Raw genomic sequence first — 23,745 nt, forward strand, 5'->3', positions numbered from 1 at the left:
CCCGGCTTCTGCGGCTGGGGCCGCCAAGAGACATACGGCAAGGCAGGAAACCCATCACAAAGCCAGTAAGCATAGGGAACGGCGCGCGCAGAGGGACGAAGTCCGTCATCGCCGCGCCGGCGATGCTTGCTGTCCTGTTGCTGACCGGTTGCATCGCCAATGGCGGCGGTAGCCAAGCAATCACGAGTTCACCGCCTGTTACTGTCCAGGATGCCCCGGCCAGCCATGCCCCGCTGGAGACCACGCAGGCTTCCACCAAAATCCCGGTCTACTGGATTGGCCGCAGCAAGGAAGAGGTTTACCTCTACCGCGAGTTCAGGGACATTTCCAGCGATGGAAACCCCGTGACTACAGCGCTCCGGATCATGATGGCTGAGAAACCCCTGGACCACGACTTCTTCACGCCTTGGCAGGACCCGGGAAGCCTCGCCACGTCCATCTCGGGCAAGAACGTGATTACCGTGGATATTTCGCGGGACGCCTTTAATTCAAACCTCGACGCCGGAATGGCACATCGCGCCGTTCAGCAGTTGGTCTATACAGCTACGGCAGCAGCCTCGTCCTCGGGACTTATCAACTCCGGCCAGCAGATCCAAGTAGTCATTTTGGTTGACGGGCACAAGGACTACATGGCGTTCGGGCAGGTGCAGCTCGGCCAACCCATGGAGCGGAACGCATCTTTGGTGGCACCGCTGTGGATTATCGATCCGCAGGAGGAAACATCCTTGCCCGCGGGTGTAGTCAAATTCAATGGCCGCAGCACCGACAGCTCAAGGCCCGTCAGCTGGCAGATCCTCCAAGACGACGGCAAGGGCGAAAAGACCAGCCTGCTCACAGGCCAGACCAAGGCAACCGGTGAGCCGGGACAATATGGTCTTTTCACTTTCAGCGCCACGCTGAAGACCGGAAAGTATGAGCTGCGGGTTTCACAAGTCGATGAAGCGGGCGCAACCATCGAAACGAGCACCGATACCCGCTTGTTCAACGTCGGTTAGTCTGCGGGCTGACTACCAGCGGCCCAGAACGTCGCTGGCAAGAACGACGGCGGCTGGTCCCGCCGTCGACGACCGCAAGACATGGTGACCCAAGAGGGCCGTCACCGCGCCCGAGTCGCTGAGCCGAGTTACTTCGCGCGGTGAGATTCCGCCCTCAGGTCCCACGATCAAGAGAACTTCGCGCGGCTCACCTTCGTTAGGTAACGCCGCCAACTCTTCAAGGACAGTCCTCAGGGGGTTCTTGGCGTCTTCATGCAGGATGATGGCCATGTCAGCGTCCGCTACGGCCTTGGCCAAAGCAACGGTATCCACAATGGACCGCACCTCGGGAATCCAGGCACGCCGCGCCTGCTTGGCCGCGGCTGTGACCACCGACTGCCACTTCGCATGTGCTTTGGCGGCCCTCTCACCCTTCCACCGCACGATTGCACGCTCGGACTGCCAGGGGATAACAGCATCTATGCCGAGTTCCGTGGCAGTCTCGATGGCGAGTTCGTCGCGGTCGCCTTTAGCCAGGGCCTGGACCAGCACCAGCCGGACCTCCGGTTGCTCCTCGAACAGCACTTCGGAGGCCTTAACCGTCAAGGTGCTGGATCCGGCGTCGACCACTGTCCCTGTCAGCCGCACGCCGGCACCATCTGCAATATCCACGGGCTCGCCTGTGGTCAGGCGCTTAACCGTGACAGCATGCCGGGCCTCTGCACCCTCGAGGACGAAGGTGGAACCAGGGACTACCTGACCGAGGGAACCCGCCGGCGTGAAGAAAACAGGATTGCTCACCGCTACAGGTTACCGAGCTTGTCCCGCAGCTTTGCGAACATACCGCCGCTGGCCACAAGCTTTCCTTCCGTAAACTGCTCGCCACGCAGCTTGGCCAGCTGCTGCAAGAGTTCTTCCTGGGCGGGGTCGAGCTTGCTGGGCGTCTCCACATGCAGGTGCACCTTGAGGTCGCCACGGCCGTAGCCCCGGAGGTGCGTGACACCCAGGCCGCGGAGGGTAATGACTTCTCCCGATTGCGTGCCGGCCTTCACATCAATGTCCTGTGCGCCGTCGAAAGTGTCCAGCTGCAGCTCGGTTCCCAGCGCGGCCGCCGTCATGGGCACGCTGAGCGTGGCGTGAAGGTCGTCGCCTTCACGCATGAACATGGCGTCGTTGTTAACCCGGATCTCTACATAGAGGTCACCTGCAGGACCACCTGCGGGCCCCGCTTCGCCCTGTCCGGACAGCTGGATGCGCGTACCGGTTGCGACGCCTGCCGGGACCTTGATGGTGAGGGAACGGCGGCTGCGGATACGGCCCTGCCCGTTGCACTCGTTGCAGGGATCCTTGATGACGGTGCCGAAGCCTTCGCAGGAACCGCAGGGGGCGGTGGTCATGACTTGGCCGAGGATGGATCGGACAGCCCGCTGAACCTGGCCACTGCCACCGCAAATGTCGCAGCGCTCCGGATGGGTGCCCGGGCGGCAGCAGCTGCCATCACAGGTGGGGCAGACAACGGCGGTGTCCACTTCAAGCTTCTTGTTGACGCCGAACACGGCGTCCTTCAGGTCGATGCGGACGCTGATGAGCGCGTCCTGGCCGCGACGGACACGGGAGGCCGGTCCACCGTGGCCACCGCCTCCACCAAAGAAGGTGTCGAAGATGTCCTGGAACGCGAAACCCTGGCCGGAATAGCCGCCACCGAAACCGTTGTCGGTGCCGTTCTCATTGCCCGTGGCGTCGTAGACCCGGCGTTTCTGGGGGTCTGACAACACTTCGTAAGCGTGGGTCACGGCCTTGAACTGTTCCGCGACATCCTCACCGGGGTTTACGTCGGGGTGCAGTTTCCGCGCCAACTTGCGGTACGCCTTTTTGATCTCTTCCCCGGTGGCTTCCGGCGAGACTCCCAAAACGTCATAGTGGCTGCTCAAAGTCGGTATCTCTTCCTTGTTGTACTGCGGATGTTTCCTCGGACCGGTGTTCAGCCGCCGAGAATGCGGGAAAGGTAACGGGCCACGGCACGAACGGCTGCCATGGTGGTGGGATAGTCCATGCGTGTGGGACCGAGAATCCCCACCTTGGCGCCGGAGCCGTAGCCCGTAGCCACGACGGATGCCTCAGCCAAGCCGTCGTACGGATTCTCGCGTCCAATGCTCACAGTGACTCCGCGGGGGTCATCCCCCATATCGGACAACAACCGGAGCATGACAACTTGTTCCTCGAGTGCTTCCAGCACGGGACCGATGCTCAGGGGGAAATCCACGTTGGAGCGCGCAAGGTTGGCCGTTCCTGCCATCAGGATGCGCTCTTCTCGGCTGGTGTCACTGAGCGATTGGAGCCCCTGGGCCAACGTCTGCGCCAGGCTGCGGAGCTCCGGCGGGCACAGGGCAACTACCGATGGGAGCACCTGCGGCAAGAGAGCCAGTTGCGTGGCGGCAATGCTGCCGAGGAAGCGGGACCTCAGGAGCATCAAGGCTTCGTTGCTTACGTCCGAGCCGGCGTCGATGACCTTCTGCCCTACGCTGCCGGTGTCCGCGATGAGGACCACGAGCACCTGCTTTGGGCCCAACAGGACGAACTCCACGTGACGGACCAGTGCGCGGTTGGAATGCGGATACTGCACGACGGCCACCTGATTGGTCAGCTGCGACAGGAGCCTTACGGTGCGCTCCAGGATGTCGTCAACCTCATCGGGGCCCTCTAGTAACGAATGGATGGCCCTGCGTTCGGCGGCCGAGAGCGGCTTTACCTGCGAAATGCGGTCGACGAACAGGCGGTAGCCCTTGTCCGTAGGGATTCTCCCTGCACTGGTGTGGGGTGCCGCGATGAGGCCTTCCTCTTCCAAGACAGCCATGTCGTTCCTGATGGTGGCACTGGAAACGCCAAGATGGTGCCGCTCCACGAGGGCCTTCGAACCGACAGGTTCCCTGGAATGCACGTAATCCTCAACGATGGCACGCAGCACCTCAAGCTTGCGCGGCTCACTCATTGCTCCACCTCCTGACGACTGCCATGGTCCCTGGGACCGGTCAACGCGGGATCTCAATCGGACCACCACACTTAGCACTCAACATGCCCAAGTGCTAACAAGTCTAGTATGAGCCACCCCGTTGCTAGCATTGAAACCTGCCGCGGCCGGCTTCGGCCCGCACCATAAACCAGCACAAAGGTAGGAATCCCTTGGCTTTCGACAATTGGGGACCGCAGGATCTGTCCGCTCCAGCCAAAAAGCAGCTGCCGGAAGTAGCCGTCCAGCGGGGAATGGTCCTCGAGGACGTCCAGTCCGGCTGGGTGGGCGAAGTCACCCGCGTTGAGAAATCGGGCGGAATGCATGTGGTCTCCCTTGAGGACCGGCGCGGAAAGACCAAATCTTTCCAGCTCGGATACGGGTTCCTGTTGGAGGGCCAGGCCATACGGCTTATGCCTCCTGCTGCCCGCCCTGCCGCCTCTGCCGCCCCTTCCACCCGGACAGCCTCCGGATCCGTGAGGGTACAGGGCCAACGTGCCCAGGTGGCCAAGGCGAGCCGCGTCTGGGTGGAAGGAAAGCACGACGCCGAACTCGTCGAGAAGGTCTGGGGTGACGATCTCCGCGTGGAAGGCATCGTCGTGGAGCCATTGCATGGCGTAGACGACCTGAAGTCGGCCATCGCTGCCTTCAACCCCGGGCCGGGTCGCCGACTCGGCATCTTGGTGGACCACCTTGTCCCCGGCTCCAAAGAGTCGCGCATCGCCGCCGATGCCATGACGGTACCGGGGGCTGCAGGAAACGTTTTGATTGTCGGCCACCCCTACGTGGACGTCTGGCAGGCCATCCGGCCAAAGGTCCTGGGCATTGAGGCATGGCCGGAAGTCCCCCGCGGGATCGACTGGAAGACGGGAATCCTCAGCGCGTTCGGCTGGCCCCACGAGACTGCCGAGGACATAGGCTTGGGCTGGCAACGTCTCCTTGGTGCAGTACGCACGTATGCCGACCTCGAGGCATCGCTGCTGGGACGCGTTGAGGAAGTCATCGATTTCCTGACAGTTCCCTGAGGCAACGTCCACGAAGGAACATCAACCACCGTGTCAAAGGGGCGTTGGTCCCGGGAAGCACGTTGGGGCCGGTATTCTGGGACAGCAACACCGCAGCATCTTTACAGCAAAGGGAAGACACCGTGGCAGATAACGCTCCTGAAGAACCGGGCAGCGCCGCAGGCCGGCCCCAGTACCATGGCGCGCCTGCCAACGCACTACCGTTGACGGCCAGCGAGGACAGGCAGTGGGCTACGCTGGCCCACTTCGGCGGCATCCTGGGATGCCTGCCGTCCCTTCTGATCTACTTGATTTTCCGGGATCGCGGGCCGTTCACCGCGCAGGAATCAAAAGAAGCCCTGAACTTCACGCTGCCTCCCACCATCGCTGCAGTGCTGGCCAACATCCTGGTGCTGCTGCCCGTGGTGGGCAACATCTTCGCCGTCATCGCCACGGCTATCTGGGTGGCACTGACGTGCTTCTCCGTCTCGGCGGGAATCCGGGTCAACCACGGGCAGCCTCACCGTTACAAGGTCAACCTGCGCTGGATTAAGTAGCCCGCCCTCCCCCTCCAGAGGGAAGGGCGCAGAGGTTAGTCGGGAAGAATCCTTCGGACTACGGCGTCAGCCAAGAGCCGACCCTTCAGGGTCAAGACCAAGCGACCCTTGAATGCCTGCACCGGGTCAACCAGTTCGTCGGCAATCAGCCCGGCCATCGCATGCCGTCCGATCGCGTCCAGGGCGTCCACGGACAACCCTGTTCCAAGCCGCGCTTCAAGCATGATGCGCTCAACTTCCCGGGTTTCGACGTCGAGGGTTTCCCGTCCGGCAGCCGGTGAGGTTCCGCTCCCGAGCCGTGAGGCATACGCCGTGGGGTGCTTGACGTTCCACCATCGGACACCACCCACGTGGGAGTGGGCTCCGGGGCCGATGCCCCACCAGTCATCTCCGCGCCAATAGGCAAGATTATGCCGGCAAGCCTGTTCCGGCGTCCGGGACCAATTGCTGACCTCGTACCAGTTCAAGCCCGCTTCAGAGATCATCTTGTCGGCCAACTCGTACTTGGAGGCGTGGTCGTCATCGTCAATACCGGGTACTTCGCCGCGACGTATCTGGGCCGCAAGTTTGGTGCCGTCCTCCACAATCAACGCGTAGGCACTGATGTGATCTGGTTGGTACGAGAGCGCAGTTTCGAGTGACAGCTGCCAGTCGGCCATGGACTCTCCGGGCGTGCCGTAAATGAGGTCAAGGCTAACTGCCAGGCCGGCTTCGCGCGCCCACTGCACAACGAGTGGCACACGGCTGGGCGTATGGGTGCGGTCCAGTACCTTCAGAACGTGCGGAACCGCGGATTGCATGCCGAAGGAGACCCTGGTGAATCCGGCATCAGCCAACACTCTGAGGGATTCAGGTGTCACCGAATCTGGATTTGCCTCGGTTGTCACCTCGGCGCCGGGCTCCAGGCCCCAATGGCCGACGGCGGCACGCAGGATCCGCGCCAGGTCTTCCGCCGGGAGGAGCGTTGGGGTACCACCGCCAAAGAAGACAGTGCTGAGGGGACGTCGAGGCAAACCGGAGGCGTCAAGTGCCAGAGAGGCGAAGTCCAGCTCGGATACGGCCGTGGAAGCGTAGGCGTCCTGCGATGCACCGCCACCGAGTTCGGTTGCAGTGTAGGTGTTGAAATCGCAATAGCCACACCGCACGGCACAGAACGGTATGTGGACATAGAGCCCGAACTTGCGGTGCTCGACGCCGGCCAACACCTGCGGAGGCAATATGCCATCCGCAGGTGCCGGGTCGCCCAAAGGTAGGACGCTGGGCATCTACTTCTTGGCCTTGTCCTTGGACTCGTCAGTGGTCAGGGCTGCAATGAATGCCTCTTGGGGCACCTCCACGCGGCCCACCATCTTCATGCGCTTCTTGCCCTCCTTCTGCTTCTCGAGCAGCTTGCGCTTACGGGTGATGTCACCGCCGTAGCACTTGGCAAGAACGTCCTTACGGATGGCCCGGATGCTCTCACGGGCAATGATGCGGGATCCGATAGCGGCCTGGATGGGTACCTCGAATTGCTGCCTCGGAATAAGCTCACGGAGCTTCCCCGTCATCATCACACCGTAGGCGTAGGCCTTGTCACGGTGGGTGATGGCGCTGAAAGCATCCACTTGCTCACCCTGCAGCAGGATGTCCACCTTGACCAGGTCCGCCACCTGCTCGCCATCGGCCTTCCAGTCCAGCGATGCGTAGCCGCGGGTCTTGGACTTCAGGAGGTCGAAGAAGTCGAACACAATCTCAGCCAGCGGGATCCAATAGCGAAGCTCCACGCGGTCTTCGGACAGGTAGTCCATCCCGCGCATCTGGCCACGGCGACTCTGGCACAGTTCCATGATGGAACCCACGAACTCGTTGGGCGCCAGGATGGTTGCGGACACCATTGGTTCACGGACCTCGGAGATCTTGCCCGTGGGGTACTCGCTGGGGTTGGTGACGTGGATGACCTTCTTGTCCTCAAGGGTCACCTCGTACTCCACGTTGGGAGCAGTTGAGATGAGGTCGAGGTTGTACTCGCGTTCGAGGCGCTCACGCGTGATTTCGAGGTGCAGCAAGCCGAGGAACCCTACGCGGAAGCCGAAGCCCAGCGCTGCAGACGTCTCGGGCTCGTAAACCAGCGCGGCGTCGTTGAGCATCAGCTTTTCGAGGGCATCGCGGAGGACAGGGTAATCTGTGCCGTCCAGCGGGTAGAGACCGGAGAAGACCATCGGCTTGGCGTCGGCGTAGCCGCTGAGCGACTCCGAGGCCGGCTTGGCCAGGTTAGTGACAGTATCGCCAACCTTGGACTGGCGGACGTCCTTCACACCTGTGATCAGGTACCCCACCTCGCCGACGCCCAGGCCCTTGGACGGTGTGGGCTCCGGGGAGCTGACACCAATCTCCAAGAGCTCGTGCGTTGCCCGGGTGGACATCATCTGAATGCGTTCGCGCGGGTGAAGCATGCCGTCCACCACGCGGACGTAGGTGACCACGCCGCGGTAGGTGTCATAAACAGAGTCGAAAATCATGGCGCGGGCAGGAGCGTTGGGATCACCAACGGGCGCTGGAAGGTCGCGGACAATCTTGTCCAGCAACGCCTCCACGCCTACGCCGGTCTTGCCGGAAACCTTGAGGACATCCTCGGGGTCGCCACCAATGAGGTTGGCCAGTTCCGCCGCATACTTCTCGGGCTGCGCGGCCGGAAGGTCGATCTTGTTCAGCACAGGAATGATGGTGAGGTTGTTTTCCATCGCCAAGTACAAGTTCGCGAGGGTTTGAGCCTCAATGCCCTGGGCCGCATCCACCAACAGCACTGCGCCTTCACAAGCTGCCAAGGAACGGGAAACTTCGTAGGTGAAGTCGACGTGGCCGGGAGTATCGATCATGTTCAGCGCGTAGCTGTTGCCATCGAGTTCCCACGGCATGCGAACAGCCTGGGACTTGATGGTGATGCCGCGCTCACGTTCGATATCCATACGGTCCAGATACTGGGCCTTCATGTCGCGTTGCTTAACGACGCCGGTGTACTGCAGCATGCGGTCGGCCAAGGTGGACTTACCGTGGTCAATGTGGGCAATGATGCAGAAGTTCCGGATGATGGCCGGATCTGTTGCGGCGGGCACCGGTGCGGTGCGGGCCATGGGAGACACGCAGGATCCTTACTGTCGACACTCACACGGCAATTCCGCGACTGGGCATAGGCCAGCCGGAAAACGCCGCGCATCTGATCCTCTAGTCTCCCATGAACCGGCGCTTCGCCGTACATTGCCTGCCGGGCGTCCGCAGTGGACGGTTGTAGCGTTGTCACATGGCTTTCGACTTGCGCCCCTTGGGCAAACTTCTCCTGCGATCATTCAAGGCGCTGGGAGGCAGCCGCACCAACGCCGGCACCCCCTTGGGCGCCCCCTCGAGCGCTCCGGGCAATCAATCCCGGCGGACCGCCGTCGGGCACCCGCCCGGCTCCTACCCCGGCGACTTCCGCGGGGCCGTCAAAGTGAACTACTCCCCCAAGCCTGACGGCCAACCGGATCCCGGGGAGATCGTATGGAGTTGGGTCCCATACGAAGAGGATCACTCACGCGGTAAGGACCGGCCCGTCCTTCTTATTGGACGGGACGGCGGCTGGCTCCTGGGGCTGATGCTGACATCCAAAGACCACGACAACGGGAACAGGGCGGATGACTACGTTGATATTGGAGCGGGTTCCTGGGATCGACAGGGCCGGGCGAGTGAGATCAACGTAGGCCGCATCATCCGCCTGGATCCCGAGGCAATCCGGCGCGAAGGCGCAATCTTGGGGAAAACACCGTTTATGGAGGTCTCCCGGGCCGTGCGCGCCAGGCACGGTGGGAACTGAACCGCCTGCAACTAAAACGACGAGTCGTGGGTGAGCCATACTTTCTGCTATCCTTTATAGCTGTGTGTCCGTGCAGGTCGACGGCCATACATGGTTGGCTGCCATAGGCATCCCCACGCCGCTCAGTCGATGGCCAACCTGAAAACCCTCTAGACCATTTCCGCATTAAAAAGAGAGTTCATACGTGGCTAATATCAAGTCCCAGAAGAAGCGCATCCTCACCAACGAGAAGGCTCGCCTGCGTAACAACGCTGTCAAGTCCGAGCTGAAGACGGCCATCCGCGCCGTCAACACCGCCGTTGAGTCTGCTGACAAGGATGCTGCTGGAACTGCACTTGTTGCTGCCAGCCGCAAGCTGGACAAGGCTGTCAGCAAGGGCGTTATTCACAAGAACAACGCTGCAAACCGCAAGTCGGCGATCTCCAAGAAGGTCAACGCACTCTAAGGTTTTTCCAGTTCGACTGAGCTGATCAAAAGGCCGGCGCCCCATGGGCGCCGGCCTTTGGGTTTAAGCAGGCCAGTCAGCACCGACGCGCACAAGCGGCGGCCGACATCAGCGGCGACTGGCCGAGGTGGCGATGACCGTGACCGCGTGCTCAACCGCGTAGACAGGGTCCCGCGACTCGCCCTTCACTTGGGCATCGGCTTCTGCAATGACTTGGATGGAGCGGATCAGGCCTTCCGGGGTCCAGCGGCGGACATCACGCTGGGCCTGTTCCACAAGCCACGGCTGCATACCCAGGTTTTTGGCGATGGTGGCGGGTGAACCGTTGGCACCCGCAACTTTGGCCAAGGTCCTCAGCTTGGCAGCCAGTGCTGCAACCAGGGGAACGGGATCAACGCCGGTGGCCAAGGCGTGGCGCAGGGTGGACAGTGCAACCGGTCCGTTGCCGGCCATGGCAGCATCGGCCACCTTGAAAGCCGTAGCTTCAACTCGGCCGCCGTAGTAGCGCTCAACAGTCTCGGCTGTGACGGCTGTGGTGGCGTCGGCAATCAACTGGCTGCAGGCAGCAGCAAGCTCGGAAAGATTGGCGCCCACCGCATTCACCAAGGCCTGGACAGCCTCGCCCTCAATGCGTCGTCCGCCGGCCCTGAACTCGGAGACGACAAACGCGGTCTTGTCAGAGTCTTTCTTCAGGGGTTGGCAATCGATGACGGGCCATCCGGCGGACTTGACGGCGTCGAGCAGCTTCTTGCCCCGGACTCCCCCGGCATGGCGAAGGACGAGGACAACGTCTGGGTCCGGATGCTGAAGGTAGGCCAATCCGTCGGACAGGAAGGCGTCATTCATGGCCTCGAGACCCTCGACCTCGATGAGCTTGCCCTCGCCGAAGAGAGACGGGGTAACGGTCATCGCCAACGACCCGGCCTCGTAGGCACCCGCGTTCAACCGGCTGAGCTCAACATCCGGTGTAGCGGTTCGCACGTGGCTACGGATGCCGTCCATGGCGCGGATACCAAGATACTCTTCCGGGCCCATGATCAGGACTACGGCGGCCGGCGCCGCATCACGCCAGCTGACGGTGTTCGCCGCGACGCTCTTGGCCCGGGTGTTTTGGGCAGCAGCCACTGGTAGTTCCTTCCGGACGTTTCTTTGCAGGCTTCAAGTCTGCCATGTTTGGTGATGACCCCGCGCTCAAGAAGCAACACGATGATGTGGTGCACGCCCAGGACACGGCCCCACACCCCTGCCGGGTGCAGCAACATCCAAACGATCGGGATGCTCAAAAGTGACATGGTAGCCATGGCCACCACTCCAGCCGGGCCTTCGGCCCACGGCAGGGCCGCCCCGGGCATATGGGCGAAGAACCTCGCCATACCCGCCACGGCACCTGCACATGTTCCCGCAACGGCGATAGGTACCACTGCCAACCAAGGAAGGGTCGCAGCCAGTGGAACGGCGATCGTCCCAAGGATAGTCACCGGAGCCACCAAAGGACCGGCCACCACGTTCGCGATGAGTGCGTAAGGAGTGCACTGTGGTTGAAGGGCCACAATCACCGGGCCGCACAGCAACTGGGCCGACAACGGTACGGCCAACCCGGCAGCCAACCACCGTGGCACGCTGGAAGGCATCCACGACGCAACGCGCGTGGCCAGCAGCACGATACCCAGCGTTGCCAGAACGGACAGGAGGAACCCGACATTTGCCGCCATGCTCGGATCGAGCAGCAAAAGAACGATGGTGGCAAGGCAGAGGAAAGTGAGGGACCTGCCCCGCAGGCCACCGATGAGGGCAGCCAGCCCCACGGTCCCCATGACAGCAGCACGTAAAACACTCGGGTCCGGCCCCACCATGACAACAAAAGCCATAAGACCGCACGCCGCCAAAACTCCGGCAACCGGGCGGGTGAGCCTCAGGCATCTCGCCAGCAAAATGAAGCTTCCCAGCACCAGGCTGCAGTTTGCACCACTAACTGCGGTGAGATGTGTCATTCCGGTGGTCTTCATATCCGCCTCAAGACTTTCCAGCAGGGCGGTGGTGTCCCCCGTGACCATTCCCGGCATCAGACCGGCCGCGTCCGGAGGCAACCAACTCGACGCTGCCACAAACTGTCGACGTACCTCACCGGCGGACCGTCGGACATCAAAAGCCGACGTCATGATGATGGGAGCGGAGGACGCGGACAGGAGAGCTGCCTGTGTTTGTCCTTCCCGCACAGCCTTGAGTGTTCCTGAAGTTCTAATGCTTTGCCCGGGCCGCACGTCTTGCCAGCCAGTTCCTCCAACAACCATCACGTCTGCGGAACCACGAATGACAGTTCCGTTGGATGTGAGCTCAAGCGACGTCGCAGTCACCGACCATCTGTTTCCACCGGATTGGCTCGGCGTGGGGACCTCCGCAGGCATTCCTGTGACCAGCAGTTGAATGAAGACACCGCCTCCCCTTGCCACCGCCTCAGACAATGGTCCGGTCTCCCGTGTGTTGGCCACAACAGCACAATGAACAGCTACTGCTGCACCCAGGACACAGGCGAGGGCTAAGGTGGCAGCCATCGTTCCGGCACGAACCGATGCCGCTCCGCGACGCCGCGCCCCAACCAGGAGCAGTCCCCCGACCACGGCCAGTACTCCTGCCACAGGGGCGGACCACGCTGCGTCGATGAAGGCTCCGGCAAGTGCAACGGACCACGTGACCAGCACGGCAGGAACAAGCCGCAGATCCGTGCGCTTCGATGCCGTCGCGCCCCCAGCGGGTTCAACCGTTCCTGCCACCGGATCAGCCACCCTGCACCGTCACAAGATCCTTGAGAGACTCCATGAGCTTAGGACCGATGCCATCAACGGCGTCAAGTTCCTCCACGGATGCAAATGGGCCGTGCTCTTTCCGCCAGTCAATAATGCCTTGCGCAGTCACCGGCCCCACTCGGGGCAGCGTCCCCAGTTCCTCCAGTGAGGCAGTGTTGATGTTGACCTTGGCACCTCCGGCCGCAGGGCCGGCCGTTGCACCGGGGCTACCGGAACCGCCAGCTAGTGGCGATGGCGGAGGCTGCGGGACCTCCCCTACTTTCGGAACATGAATCTTGACCCCATCACTTAGCACCTCAGCAAGGTTGAGCCCGTTGAGTTCGGCGTTGGACGCAGCACCCCCGGCCGCATCTATCGCCTGGAAAACCCGGCTGCCCTCCGGTAAAGCCACCACGCCGGGCTTCTGCACGGCACCGGCAACGTGCACAAGAAGGCTCCTCCCAGCCTCCCTGGCCTCTGGATGCTGGGACTCTGACGGACTTGGTAGCCCGGGGCCCGCTGACATCGACGGTGTGAGGGGTTCAGAAATTGGATGCCCCACGGCCGATTGCCACAAGTGCCAGGCAATAATGCCAGCTCCTACAACGGCCAGCAGGGCGGCAACCCGCCAAGGGGTTCGCCAACGAGTCCGCGCAGGACGGGTCTCGGATTTTCGATATGAGTGATCAGTCGTCGGATCCGCCTCGACGGGCAGCTGTAAGAGCGGAGGTGTCTGGGGGTTCGCCCCGAGACGAGAGGCAAAACGCTGCCGGACTGCCTGCGCTGCGGCATCTGGGGACGTATCCCGGTTCCGGCGTGGCATGAAACGAGCCTATGGCCGCCGCTGCCCGCCCGACGGGGACGAGGTGCTCTATGTGGATAAGACGAGCGAAGGGTCAGTCTGTTGGCGTGCTGCTCTCCCCCACGATGACTGCAAGAACACCTAAACCTGCATGTGCTGCCAACACAGCCGGCAGTGCGCTGATTTGAGGTGCCGGGCAATCCGGGCACTTCTCGCTAAGACGGGCGGCCAAGGCTTCTGCCTCCAACTGATTGCCAAAGTGGTGAACCGCCAATCGCTGCTGCCCGGCCGGGCGGGATGCCACGTCTGCTGCAACGATCTCCTCCAAACGGGCAACGGCGCGCACAGCGGAACGGACCTTTTCCAGCGGTACGATCCTGCCGCCGTCGACCGCCAGGATGGGTTTGATGGCCAGGACAGTACCGAACAGGGATGCTGCCGCGCCGATGCGCCCGCCCCGCCTCAATTGTTCGAGGCTGGGCACGTAGAAGTAGACCTTGGTCCGCTCCATGCGCTTCTCGGCGAAGCCGCGGACTTCTGCCGCTCCTTGGCCATCGGCTGCTGCCACCACTGCACTTTGGACTCCCATGCCTTGCGCCATCCCCACGGTGCGCGAGTCCACGACTTCAACCGGGATGGTGACGCGTGCGGCAGCCAACCTTGCGGCATCGGCGGTTCCGGAGAGTTCGGAGGAAATGTGGATGGACACCACAGCCTCAAATCCGTGGCGCTGCGCAGCGAGGTACGCCTGTTCAAACTGGCCAGGCGATGGCCGTGAAGTTTTCACCGAAGCGCCTGAGGCAAGAGCCAAAGACAGGGTCTGCGTGATGTCGTCTTCGCCTTCGCCGTAAATTTCGTTGCCCACCATGACTGGCATCGGAACAACCGCCAATCGGCCGTCCGCGGTGAAAGCAGACACCCAGTCCGACGGCAGGGCCGCGGCGGAATCGGTGACGACCGCAGTTTTGACGACGGCGGCCAGCGGCACGTCAGCGACAGGAACCGGTGCCGCGGGCTGCCGGAGGCGCGCCACTCTTTCCTTGAGCCATATCCATGCGGGTGGTTCTCGCTCAGGCACGCAACCTCCAAAGATGATGGCTGGCCGCCGGCAGAATGCCGGCGGCCGCACTATCCCTGCTAGGCAGGAACGATGTTCACCAGTTTAGGTGCCCGCACGATGACTGTACGGATGCCGCGGCCGTCCAAGGCACGCTGGACGTTCTCCGAGGCCAGGGCGAGCTCACGCAGCGCGTCCTCGGTGATGTCCGGCGAAACGTCCAGACGGTCGCGAACCTTGCCCTGCACCTGGACCACAGCGGTCACGGTGTCCTGTACCAGCAGTGCATCGTCGTGCTTCGGCCAGCCTGCATTCGCAACGGAAGCCGGGTGACCGAGCGTGTTCCACAAGTCCTCAGCCGTGTAGGGCGCAAAGAGGCTCAGGATCACGGCTACGGCTTCCACCGCTTCACGAACAGCCGGATCTGCGGCGCCTGCCCCCGAATCGATGGTTTTGCGCGTGGCATTGACCAACTCCATCAGGCGGGCAACCACGACGTTGAACTTGTTGTTGTCCAGCAGTTCAGCGGCATCGGCGATGGTCTTGTGGGTCACGGTGCGCAGGGCACGGTCACCAGTGGCCGGATCAACGCCCGGTTCGCTGCTGACGTCCTGGCCCAGGCGCCAGGCGCGGGCCAGGAATTTGGCCGAACCGGACGGCGAAACGTCCGCCCAGTCGACGTCGTCCTCAGGTGGGGAGGCGAAGACCATGGTGAGGCGAACGGCGTCGACGCCGAACTTGTCCAACTGCTCGCCCAAATCCACGCCATTGCCGAGGGACTTGCTCATGGCCTTGCCGCCGTTGAGCACCTGGCCCTGGTTGAGGAGTGCGGAGAACGGTTCGTTGGCTTCGATCAGGCCGATGTCCTTGATGACCTTGGTGAAGAAACGTGCGTAGAGCAGGTGAAGGATGGCGTGCTCCACTCCGCCCACGTACTGCCCCACCGGCATCCAGTTGTTGATCTTTTCGGGATCGAACGGGCCTTCGGTGTAGTCCGGGGAAACGAAGCGCAGGAAGTACCAGGACGAATCCACGAAGGTATCCATGGTGTCGGTGTCCCGCTGCGCGGCGCGTCCACAGTTAGGGCACTCGACGTTGACCCATTCGACTGCGGCGGCCAGCGGGGAGGTCCCCTTCGGCGACAACGCCTCACCGCGAAGGTCGTCCGGCAACCTGACGGGTAGCTGGTCATCGGGGACGGGCACTTCGCCACATTCACCGCAGTGAATGATGGGGATGGGGGTACCCCAGAAGCGCTGGCGGCTCAGCAGCCAGTCCCGCAACCGGAAGTTGACGAACTTCTCGCCGGTTCCCAGTTTCTCGAGGATCTCGATCGCTGCGGGAATGCCTTCGGACTTGGACAGCCCGTCCAGCTCGCCGGAGTTTTTGAGCGTGCCTTCTCCCGCGGTGGCGACACCCGTCTCGGCCGGGTCTTCGTCACCGGTGTCCAGGACCGCACGGACAGGGAGACCGAAGGTCCTGGCGAAGTCGAGGTCCCGCTGGTCGTGTGCCGGGACGGCCATGATGGCGCCGGTGCCGTAGTCGGCCAGAACGTAGTCAGCAGCCCAGACGGGGAGCTTTTCGCCGTTGAGCGGGTTGATGGCGTAGCGGCCGGTGAAGACGCCGGTTTTCTCGCGTTCGGTGGACTGGCGTTCGATTTCGGAGAGCGCCTTGACCTTCTCGCGGTAGGCCATGAGTTCATCGTGCTGTTCCGGGGTAACCAGGTCCAGCGCCAAATGCGCGTCGGCTGCGACAACGAAGAACGTTGCACCGTAGAGGGTGTCCGGACGGGTGGTGAATACGGTGACTTCGCGCTCGGCACGGTCCGCGGTGGCTTCAATGACGAACCGCACGTGGGCGCCTTCGGAGCGGCCGATCCAGTTGCGTTGCATGGCCAGAACGCGCTCGGGCCAGTGACCTTGGAGCTGGTCCATGTCTTCCAGCAGGCGGTCGGCGTAGTCAGTGATCTTGAAGTACCACTGGTTCAGGGACTTCTTGGTGACAGGCGTGCCGCAGCGTTCGCAGGCACCGTTAACTACCTGCTCGTTCGCGAGCACGGTGAGGTCCTTAGGGCACCAGTTGACGGGCGAATCCTTGCGGTAGGCCAGGCCACGCTCGTAGAAGCGCTTGAACAGCCACTGCGTCCACCGGTAGTACTCGGGATCCGAGGTGTGGAGGCGGCGGGACCAGTCGGCAGAGATTGCGTAGCGCTTGAACGACGCTGCCTGCGTATCGATGTTCGCGTAGGTCCACTCGCTGGGGTGGGCATTGCGTTTGATCGCAGCGTTCTCAGCGGGGAGGCCGAAAGAGTCCCAGCCGATGGGGTGCAGAACGTCGAAGCCCTTCTGACGCAGGTAACGCGCTACGACGTCACCCATCGCGAACGCTTCGGCGTGGCCCATGTGCAGATCGCCGGAGGGGTAAGGGAACATGTCCAGCACGTAGCGGCGTTCCCGGGAACCGTCGTCGGCGGGAGTGAAGACCTTAAGGTCTTCCCAGACCTGCGGCCACTTGGCTTCCATCGCAGCGAAGCTGTAGACGCCTTCTTCAGGCGCTTCGGCTGCGGCTGTTTGTGCTGTCCCGGTCTCTGTCTCCGGCTTAACGCTCACTGCTGCCCTCTTCTGTTCTTCGATGGCGGTTTTCCCTCCTGCTGCGGTCCCGGATACCCCCGGACACACAAAAGCCCCTCAACAATGGAGGGGCGGCCGCACGGCTAGTGAAAGCCGAGCGGCTAGCTAAGCAGAAGGATCGCACGCATAGATCTACAATAGCGCACGATCAACGTTCCACTCACCGGCAAATCATGGTTGGCGGCGCGGCGCACAGCGTCGAAAAAGGGGCCGATGACTCCCCGCCATGGTGTGGTGGCACCCGCGGTGGGCCCCCAGCTGCGAGGGCCCCACCGCGAGCTTGTGAGCGGCGGGAGCAGCTGGGGACGGGCGGGCGGGAGTCATCGGCCCCTTTTTTGAACTACTTCACGTCTTCGTCGACCCAGTCCATGGACTTTGTCACGGCCTTCTTCCAGAGTCGAAGCTGACGCTCCTGCTCCTCTGCCGGGAGCTGGGGCTCCCAGCGCTTGTCCTCGTTCCAGTTGGCGCTGAGCTCGCCCAGGTCTTTCCAGAATCCCACGGCCAGGCCGGCTGCATAGGCTGCACCGAGGGCCGTGGTTTCCACAACCTTCGGGCGGACTACAGGTACGCCCAGGATGTCTGCCTGGAACTGCATGAGTGCCTCGTTGGCGACCATGCCGCCGTCGACCTTCAGCTCGGTGAGCGGAACACCCGAGTCTGCGTTGACGGCGTCGAGTACCTCGCGGGTCTGGAAGGCGGTAGCTTCCAGTGCCGCGCGGGCGATGTGGCCCTTGTTGGCGAAACGCGTGAGGCCCACGATGGCACCGCGTGCGTCTGCCCGCCAGTAGGGGGCGAACAGGCCTGAGAAGGCGGGGACGATGTAGACGCCACCGTTGTCCTTAACACCCGCGGCCAGTTCCTCCACCTCAGGGGCCGAGCTGATCATGCCGAGGTTGTCGCGGAGCCACTGGATCAGGGACCCGGTGACGGCGATGGAGCCTTCAAGGGCGTAGTGCGGCTTGGCGTCGCCCAGCTTGTATCCGAGGGTGGTGAGGAGTCCGTTCTTGGAGTGAACGATTTCCTCGCCGGTGTTGAAGATCAGGAAACAGCCGGTTCCGTAGGTGTTTTTGGCTTCGCCGGGCTGGAACGCGGCCTGGCCGAAGGTTGCCGCCTGCTGGTCACCGAGGATGCCGGCAACAGGCGTTTCCCGGAGCAGCTGTGACGTGTGGACATGGCCGTAGACCTCGGAGGAGGACTTGATGGCGGGCATCATGGAGGCCGGTACGCCGAAGATGTCCAGGATTTCCTGGTCCCACTGCAGGGTCTCGAGGTCCATGAACAGGGTGCGGGATGCGTTGGTGACGTCGGTGACGTGCACGCCGCCGTCAACGCCGCCGGTCAGGTTCCACAGAACCCAGGCGTCGGTGTTTCCGAACAGGAGGTCGCCGGCTTCTGCGCGTTCGCGGGCGCCGTCAACGTTATCCAGGATCCATTTGATCTTGGTGCCGGAGAAGTAGGTGGCCAGGGGCAGGCCGACCTTCTGTTTGAAGCGCTCCGGTCCACCGTCCTGGGCCAGCTCATCGACGATTGACTGGGTGCGGGTGTCTTGCCAAACGATGGCGTTGTAGACGGCCTCGCCGGTGTTCTTGTCCCAGACGACAGCTGTTTCGCGCTGGTTGGTGATTCCGACGGCGGCAATGTCGTGCCGTGTCAGGTTGGCCTTCGACAGGGCCGAGCCGATGACCTCAGGGTGTTGTTCCAGATCTCGGCGGGGTTGTGCTCCACCCATCCTGCCTGCGGGAAGATCTGCTCGTGTTCCATCTGGCCGGTAGACACGATGTTGCCCGCGTGATCGAAAACAATGGCGCGCGAGCTGGTGGTGCCTTGGTCGATGGCGATGACGTATTGATTCATGGTGACGTCCTTGTCTTGGTTGTTTGCTAATCAGTGGTTATCTACAGCGTGCGGATAAGTGAGGTGCGTTCGGGATTAGCCGGCGAGTGCAGGCATGATGTCAGGGACCCAGAGGGCCACGAGGCCGGCAAGTGCTCCGCCAACAAGCGGTCCTACAACGGGAATCCATGAGTAGGCCCAGTCACTGGTGCCCTTGCCCTTGATGGGGAGGACGGCGTGCGCGATGCGGGGGCCAAGGTCACGTGCAGGGTTGATGGCATAGCCGGTGGGGCCACCGAGGGAAACGCCGATACCAACAACAAGCAGTGCGACAGCCAGCGGGCCGAGACCCGAGGGGGTGCCGCCAAAGGTCAGGATGACGAAGACCAGGACGAAGGTGCCGATGATTTCAGTGATCAGGTTCCACGGGGTGGAGCGGATGGCCGGTCCGGTGGAGAAGGTGCCCAGCTTGTTGGCTGCCAGGGGCTCCTCATCGAAGTGCTGCTTGTAAGCGAGCCAGCAGACAACGGCACCCAGGAACGCGCCCAGGAGTTCAGCGCCGAAGTACGTCAGGGTGGAGGCGAAGTCCACCGGCACACCGGGTGCGTACTCTGGCTTGCCGTTGACCAGCAGGCCTAGAGTGACGGCCGGGTTAAGGTGCGCACCGGACTTTGCTGCCACGAAGACGCCCGCGAAGACCGCAATACCCCAGCCCCACGTCACCATCAAGAATCCACCGTTGTTGCCCTTGGTGCCTTTGAGCGCAACGTTTGCCACGACACCGCAACCCAGCAGGGTCAGCATCATGGTTCCGAATACTTCGGAAAGGAAAACAATTCCAAGAGACATCTTTGACTCCTCATTTTTCTGTTGTCAGCCTCCTCGCGGGTGAAGAGGCTGTTGGGACGGTTCAGTTGTCTCCGGAACCGTCCCGGTGTGGTGGTCCCCTGGCGGGCCCACCTACCCCATTCCGTCCCTACCGCACGCTGGGACGGTCAAGCTGTTTCCGCTGCTTGGTGTCAGGCTACGAGACTGTGCACGTCAACCTTGTGGAACCGTTGCAGTACCTCTTGGGCGTGGCGGATCTCCGCTTCACGGGCAGCGGCGTCCCAACCGAGCGGCTCGGCCAACGCTGCGGCGATCTCGTTGAGCAATTCGCCGGTGACCAGCCCACGGAACGCGAGTGACGTCCTGCGAATGAGGACATCCACCAGGTGCCCGATTTGCTCGTGCTCGGCCATGAAAGCCAGCTCCCGAACGCTCAGTTCGCGCGTGGAACGCAGCGGCGTGTCATGTCCCGCGTTCAGGTAGTCAATGACGGCGTCTGCCCGGGTTCCGTACCGGGTCAGCAGCACGGCTACGCGGTCAGCGTCCAGGCCCGGGCCCATGTGCTTCTTGATCCATTCCTGCTCGCCCTGTTCTGAGGCAGGGAAGCCGGAGCCGCCGCCGATGGCGAGTTTCGCCGTCGAGACTTTGCGTTCCATGCCCAGTTCGCGAAGGACGTCATTGCTCATGTGTTCGGCCAGGGCGCGGAACGTGGTCCACTTGCCGCCTACCAAGCTGAGTACGACGGCGGCCTTACCGCCTGGTGTTGGGACGGCGTCGCCGCCGGTGCGGACGCTGCGTTCGATGCGGTAATCGCGTGAGACGAATCCCGGCTGCGTTTCGTCGTGGCGCGGCAGGGGCCGAACTCCGGCGAAACTGTAGACGATCTGCTCCCGCTCCACCTTGATGGTGGGGAACACGTGGCCGACGAGGTCGAAGAAGTAGTCGATCTCTTCATCCGTGCACACTGCGTCTTCGGACATATCAGCGTCCACATCCGTGGTGCCGACCAGTACGCGGTCCCCCATGGGGTAGATCAGGACGATGCGGCCATCGGTGTGCTCGAAGAAGATCTCCCGGCCGTTGCACGCGGCGAGCAGTTCCGGGTGGTCAAGGACGATGTGCGATCCTTTGGTGCCGCCCATGAACTTGCTGACGGCGCCCATGGCCTGGTTGGTGAGGTCTACCCAGGCGCCGGTGGTGTTGACGATGACGTCGGCCTGGAAGTCGAATTCCTTGCCGGTCAGTTCATCGCGGAGCCGCACTCCGTCCGAACCCATGGAGACAAGCGAGACGTAGTTGCTGGCGCGGGCGCTTCCTCCTGGGAGTCCCCCACCTCGGCCTGCCTTCTCGCCATCCTGGAGGACGTCGAGGGTGAGGCGCTCGGGGTTGTGAACCGAAGCGTCAAAGTACGTGGCCGCGTACTTGATGCCGGAGTGCAGCTTGGGGAGCTCGGCCAAGGCCTTTGTCCGGCCGCGGAACTGGTGGCGGGGTACGCTGCCGCCGTCGCGGGAGAAGAAGTCGTACATGCTCAGGCCAACCTTGATGAGGAACGCGCCGCGCTCCTTGGGCTTGCCCTGTTTGTGGGTGAGGAAGCGCATGGGTGCGGACAGGATGCCGGAGAACGTGCTGAAGATCGGGATGGTGGTCTGCAGCGGCTTCACGTAGTGCGGCGCAATCCGCAGCAGACGGTTGCGCTCAACCACGGATTCCTGGACCAGGCGGAACTCGCCGTTTTCGAGGTAGCGGATGCCGCCGTGGATCATGTGGGACGAGGCGCCACTTGCACCTTGGCAGTAGTCACCGCGTTCAACAAGCGCTACGTCGACGCCTTGAAGGGCGAGATCGCGGAACGTTCCCACACCATTGATGCCACCGCCGATGATGAGTACCTTGGCCGAAGGCCGCTCCTGCAACGCAACGACGGAGTCGCGCTGTGTGTGCTGTGAGGTACCGGAAATCCTGTTGTGTCCCAAAACTGCTCCCTTGGGCTTGGTTCGTGCGCCGCGCCACTCGCTGCTGCACCGTTCACCACTAATCTTGCGAAGGTGGAAAATGGAGTCAAGCTATTTGCACAAACGTGCAGTAAGGAAATGAGATGGCACGATCACGTCACTCGGATGCGCTCCGGGCTGCACAGATGTACTACCTGCAAGACCTGACCATGGATGCCATTGCCCGGGAGCTGAGGACATCCAGGTCCACGGTGTCCAGGCTGTTGTCTTCGGCGAGGGAAACAGGCTTGGTTCAGGTTCAGATTCGAAGCCCTTTTGATACCGGCCCTGAGCTGGAAAGCCAGATCCGGAACCAGTACGGCGTGGACGTCCACGTGGTTCCGGTGCTGGACACGCTCAACGAAGCAGAGACCCTGGACCGCGTAGCCATGCAGGCTGCACGAACAATAGGCCCTCTGGTGGACTCGAATGCCATCATCGGTGTGGCCTGGGGCGCGACGCTGAGCGCCGTCAGCCGGCACCTCACCCGAAAGATGACCCACGACAGCATCGTGGTCCAGCTCAATGGCGCTGGAAACATGCAAACCACCGGCATTACCTATGCCAGTGACATCATGCGGCGCTTCGGCAGTGCGTACGGGGCCCGCGTGGAACAGTTCCCTGTTCCGGCGTTTTTTGATCACGCCTCCACCAAGACAGCCATGTGGAATGAGCGCAGCGTTCAGCGCATCCTGGACTTGCAAGCCCGCATGAGCATCGCAATCTTCGGCGTCGGGTCTGTGGATTCGGATTACCCGAGCCATGTCTATGCCGGTGGTTACCTCGATGAACACGACCTCACCATGTTGGCCGCCGACGATGTGGTGGGCGACGTAGCCACGGTCTTCTTCAGGAGCGATGGATCCTCTGATGGCATCACCTTGAATGAGAGGTCGACCGGGCCCAGCCATGAACAATTGCGGCAAGTCAGGCGCCGTATCTGCGTGGTCTCCGGCGCATCCAAGATCAACGGCCTCCAAGGAGCCTTGGCTGCGGGGCTGGCGACGGACCTCATTCTGGACGAAGCCTCAGCCCGACGCCTGGTGAGTTTCAATGGTCATTCCTGAAGCAATCGTGCAAGGAATGGGTAGAGTCGTTGCTATGAGATCCCCATCCAAGCTGACATCAAACAGGCTGGCATTGAATAACGGCGTACAGATGGAACGCATGGGATACGGGCTCTACAAAGTTCCCGCCAAAGACGCAGAAGCTTTGGTGTCCACGGCTTTGGGTGAGGGCTACCGGCGATTTGATACTGCAGCGATGTACGGCAACGAGGTAGGGGTGGGCCGCGCCCTCGGCGGCGCTATCGGCGATGCCGCGGAAGCCAACAGGGGTACCGGCGGCTCTGGAGAGTCGGTGCACTCACTTGCACGTGAGGACCTCTTCGTCACCACCAAGGTCTGGAACGACGATCACGGCTACGATGCCACGCTCCGCGCATTCGATACGTCCATTTCAAACCTTGGCCTCGACTACGTGGACCTTTACCTCATTCATTGGCCGTGTGCCGGCCGTGGCCTTTTTGCGGAAAGCTACAAAGCCATGGAGACCCTCTACCGTGAAGGCAAGGTGAGGGCGATCGGTGTTTCCAATTTCCAGCCCGGACACCTTGAAGAACTCATGCAGAAGGCCGAAGTTGTCCCCGCGGTAAACCAGATCGAGTTGCACCCTTGGTTGCAGCAAACCAGGCTGCGGACCCTGCATGAACAGTTGGGGATCGCCACAGAGGCTTGGAGCCCCCTCGGCCGTGGACAGGTCCTGGCTGACCCTGCCATTGTGTCGCTCGCCGAGAAGTATGGAAGGACCCCGGCCCAGATCATTCTGCGCTGGCATCTTCAGCTGGGGAACCTGGTCATCCCCAAGGCGAGTTCGGCGGGACGGATCAAGGAAAACTACGCCGTCTTTGATTTTGAACTGGACGCCGCGGACATGGACGGCATAGCCACTCTCGAACGCCACCATCGGACCGGGTCCCACCCGGACAACGTAAACTAGGAACAAACGA

General features: G+C 62.3%; 19 protein-coding genes and 1 pseudogene. 7 read left to right on the forward strand and 13 right to left on the reverse strand.

Annotation, left to right across the window (positions count from 1 at the left end):
• Nucleotides 1–122: 122 nt before the first annotated feature.
• On the forward strand, nucleotides 123–995 hold the full coding sequence (locus tag ARUE_RS11945; RefSeq protein ID WP_043470302.1) for a GerMN domain-containing protein: 873 nt from the start codon (nucleotides 123–125) through the stop codon (nucleotides 993–995).
• 12 nt (nucleotides 996–1,007) lie between these two features.
• Here ARUE_RS11945 and ARUE_RS11950 read toward each other — a convergent pair whose 3' ends face one another.
• From ARUE_RS11950 to hrcA, 3 genes are read right to left on the reverse strand one after another with little or no spacing between them, the layout of a single operon-like run.
• Nucleotides 1,008–1,775: a 16S rRNA (uracil(1498)-N(3))-methyltransferase gene (locus ARUE_RS11950; RefSeq protein ID WP_014921956.1), complete on the reverse strand. Its 768-nt coding sequence runs from the start codon at nucleotides 1,773–1,775 to the stop codon at nucleotides 1,008–1,010.
• Nucleotides 1,776–1,777: 2 nt separating this feature from the next.
• On the reverse strand, nucleotides 1,778–2,905 hold the full coding sequence (gene dnaJ, locus ARUE_RS11955) for a molecular chaperone DnaJ (protein ID WP_011774919.1): 1,128 nt from the start codon (nucleotides 2,903–2,905) through the stop codon (nucleotides 1,778–1,780).
• Between the two features lie 50 nt (nucleotides 2,906–2,955).
• Complete coding sequence (gene hrcA / locus ARUE_RS11960; RefSeq protein ID WP_014921957.1) at nucleotides 2,956–3,963, reverse strand: heat-inducible transcriptional repressor HrcA; 1,008 nt, start codon at nucleotides 3,961–3,963, stop codon at nucleotides 2,956–2,958.
• A 191-nt stretch (nucleotides 3,964–4,154) separates the two neighbouring features.
• Between hrcA and ARUE_RS11965 the strand changes: the two genes are divergently transcribed.
• A complete protein-coding gene (locus ARUE_RS11965; RefSeq protein ID WP_014921958.1) occupies nucleotides 4,155–5,006 on the forward strand; it encodes a DUF3097 domain-containing protein in 852 nt (283 codons plus the stop codon).
• A gap of 122 nt (nucleotides 5,007–5,128) precedes the next feature.
• Nucleotides 5,129–5,542, forward strand: a complete 414-nt coding sequence (locus ARUE_RS11970; RefSeq protein WP_026005318.1) for a DUF4870 domain-containing protein — start codon at nucleotides 5,129–5,131, stop codon at nucleotides 5,540–5,542.
• 35 nt (nucleotides 5,543–5,577) lie between these two features.
• Here ARUE_RS11970 and hemW read toward each other — a convergent pair whose 3' ends face one another.
• Both hemW and lepA read right to left on the reverse strand, forming a co-directional pair.
• Nucleotides 5,578–6,807: a radical SAM family heme chaperone HemW gene (gene hemW / locus ARUE_RS11975; RefSeq protein WP_011774923.1), complete on the reverse strand. Its 1,230-nt coding sequence runs from the start codon at nucleotides 6,805–6,807 to the stop codon at nucleotides 5,578–5,580.
• Complete coding sequence (gene lepA / locus ARUE_RS11980) at nucleotides 6,808–8,661, reverse strand: translation elongation factor 4 (protein ID WP_011774924.1); 1,854 nt, start codon at nucleotides 8,659–8,661, stop codon at nucleotides 6,808–6,810.
• A 158-nt stretch (nucleotides 8,662–8,819) separates the two neighbouring features.
• Between lepA and ARUE_RS11985 the strand changes: the two genes are divergently transcribed.
• Both ARUE_RS11985 and rpsT read left to right on the forward strand, forming a co-directional pair.
• Nucleotides 8,820–9,368 carry a type II toxin-antitoxin system PemK/MazF family toxin gene (locus tag ARUE_RS11985; RefSeq protein ID WP_011774925.1) on the forward strand — a complete coding sequence of 183 codons (549 nt, stop codon included), beginning with the start codon at nucleotides 8,820–8,822 and terminating at the stop codon, nucleotides 9,366–9,368.
• 184 nt (nucleotides 9,369–9,552) lie between these two features.
• Nucleotides 9,553–9,813 (forward strand): 30S ribosomal protein S20, encoded by a 261-nt coding sequence (gene rpsT / locus ARUE_RS11990; protein ID WP_011774926.1) that lies wholly within the window; start codon nucleotides 9,553–9,555, stop codon nucleotides 9,811–9,813.
• A gap of 108 nt (nucleotides 9,814–9,921) precedes the next feature.
• Here the strand turns inward: rpsT and holA are convergent, their stop codons facing one another.
• The 8 genes and pseudogenes from holA to ARUE_RS12030 all read right to left on the reverse strand — a co-directional run bounded on the left by holA (nucleotide 9,922) and on the right by ARUE_RS12030 (nucleotide 21,719).
• On the reverse strand, nucleotides 9,922–10,938 hold the full coding sequence (holA, locus tag ARUE_RS11995) for a DNA polymerase III subunit delta (protein WP_043470307.1): 1,017 nt from the start codon (nucleotides 10,936–10,938) through the stop codon (nucleotides 9,922–9,924).
• On the reverse strand, nucleotides 10,857–12,596 hold the full coding sequence (locus ARUE_RS12000) for a ComEC/Rec2 family competence protein (protein ID WP_043470310.1): 1,740 nt from the start codon (nucleotides 12,594–12,596) through the stop codon (nucleotides 10,857–10,859). Before ARUE_RS12000 ends, holA begins: the two co-directional genes overlap by 82 nt.
• Nucleotides 12,589–13,044 carry a helix-hairpin-helix domain-containing protein gene (locus ARUE_RS24695; RefSeq protein WP_286139663.1) on the reverse strand — a complete coding sequence of 152 codons (456 nt, stop codon included), beginning with the start codon at nucleotides 13,042–13,044 and terminating at the stop codon, nucleotides 12,589–12,591. The genes ARUE_RS12000 and ARUE_RS24695 overlap by 8 nt, the downstream gene beginning before the upstream one ends.
• A gap of 448 nt (nucleotides 13,045–13,492) precedes the next feature.
• On the reverse strand, nucleotides 13,493–14,476 hold the full coding sequence (locus tag ARUE_RS12010; protein ID WP_498602253.1) for a DegV family protein: 984 nt from the start codon (nucleotides 14,474–14,476) through the stop codon (nucleotides 13,493–13,495).
• A gap of 59 nt (nucleotides 14,477–14,535) precedes the next feature.
• On the reverse strand, nucleotides 14,536–17,064 hold the full coding sequence (leuS, locus tag ARUE_RS12015; RefSeq protein WP_014921963.1) for a leucine--tRNA ligase: 2,529 nt from the start codon (nucleotides 17,062–17,064) through the stop codon (nucleotides 14,536–14,538).
• A gap of 361 nt (nucleotides 17,065–17,425) precedes the next feature.
• Nucleotides 17,426–18,939, reverse strand: a pseudogene (gene glpK, locus ARUE_RS12020) (glycerol kinase GlpK).
• A gap of 75 nt (nucleotides 18,940–19,014) precedes the next feature.
• Entirely contained in the window at nucleotides 19,015–19,767 is a 753-nt protein-coding gene (locus tag ARUE_RS12025) for an MIP/aquaporin family protein (RefSeq protein ID WP_011774933.1), read from the reverse strand.
• A 170-nt stretch (nucleotides 19,768–19,937) separates the two neighbouring features.
• On the reverse strand, nucleotides 19,938–21,719 hold the full coding sequence (locus ARUE_RS12030; RefSeq protein ID WP_014921965.1) for a glycerol-3-phosphate dehydrogenase/oxidase: 1,782 nt from the start codon (nucleotides 21,717–21,719) through the stop codon (nucleotides 19,938–19,940).
• A gap of 122 nt (nucleotides 21,720–21,841) precedes the next feature.
• Between ARUE_RS12030 and ARUE_RS12035 the strand changes: the two genes are divergently transcribed.
• Together ARUE_RS12035 and ARUE_RS12040 are read left to right on the forward strand one after the other, a co-directional pair.
• Nucleotides 21,842–22,804 carry a sugar-binding transcriptional regulator gene (locus ARUE_RS12035; protein WP_011774935.1) on the forward strand — a complete coding sequence of 321 codons (963 nt, stop codon included), beginning with the start codon at nucleotides 21,842–21,844 and terminating at the stop codon, nucleotides 22,802–22,804.
• Between the two features lie 34 nt (nucleotides 22,805–22,838).
• A complete protein-coding gene (locus ARUE_RS12040) occupies nucleotides 22,839–23,735 on the forward strand; it encodes an aldo/keto reductase (protein ID WP_043470314.1) in 897 nt (298 codons plus the stop codon).
• Nucleotides 23,736–23,745: the final 10 nt, after the last annotated feature.

The organism is Arthrobacter sp. Rue61a (genome assembly GCF_000294695.2).
GTDB lineage: Bacteria > Actinomycetota > Actinomycetes > Actinomycetales > Micrococcaceae > Arthrobacter > Arthrobacter aurescens_A.